Raw genomic sequence first — 911 nt, 5'->3', positions numbered from 1 at the left:
AAAAACTGATTGCCATAACTTCGGTGGTGTACTTGAGCCCCGCTACATTATCGGCGCAGAATCACTTGACCAGTGAGCTATTACGCACTCTTTCAAGGGTGGCTGCTTCTAAGCCAACCTCCTGGTTGTCTAAGCAACTCCACATCCTTTCCCACTTAGTACACGCTTAGGGACCTTAGTTGATGGTCTGGGCTGTTTCCCTCTCGACAATGAAGCTTATCCCCCACTGTCTCACTGCTACGCTCTCACTTACCGGCATTCGGAGTTTAGCTGACGTCAGTAACCCTGTGGGGCCCATCGGCCATCCAGTAGCTCTACCTCCGGCAAGAAACACGTAACGCTGCACCTAAATGCATTTCGGGGAGAACCAGCTATCACAGAGTTTGATTGGCCTTTCACCCCTATCCACAGCTCATCCCCTCCATTTTCAACTGAAGTGGGTTCGGTCCTCCACGACGTCTTACCGTCGCTTCAACCTGGCCATGGATAGATCACTCCGCTTCGGGTCTAGATCCTGCCACTGACTCGCCCTATTCAGACTCGCTTTCGCTACGGCTTCCCCACACGGGTTAACCTCGCGACAGAACACTAACTCGCAGGCTCATTCTTCAAAAGGCACGCTGTCACCCCAAAAGGCTCCAACGGCTTGTAAGCACACGGTTTCAGGTACTATTTCACTCCCCTCCCGGGGTACTTTTCACCATTCCCTCACGGTACTGATTCACTATCGGTCACTAGAAAGTATTTAGACTTACCAGGTGGTCCTGGCAGATTCACACGAGATTCCACGAGCCCCGTGCTACTCGGGTGGCACACACGCGGTCTAACACATTACGATTACAGGACTCTCACCCTCTCCGGTCGCCCATCCCAAGGCGTTCACCTACATGCTAGAACATCACGTCAACAGC

1 rRNA gene is annotated in these 911 nt (G+C 52.6%); it reads right to left on the bottom strand.

Annotation, left to right across the window (positions count from 1 at the left end):
* Nucleotides 1–911 (bottom strand): 23S ribosomal RNA (locus tag ACED88_RS10715); the annotation flags it as partial.

Source organism: Rothia sp. 11273D007AR, from assembly GCF_053547255.1.
This window is presented reverse-complemented; position numbering and strand designations above follow the sequence as displayed.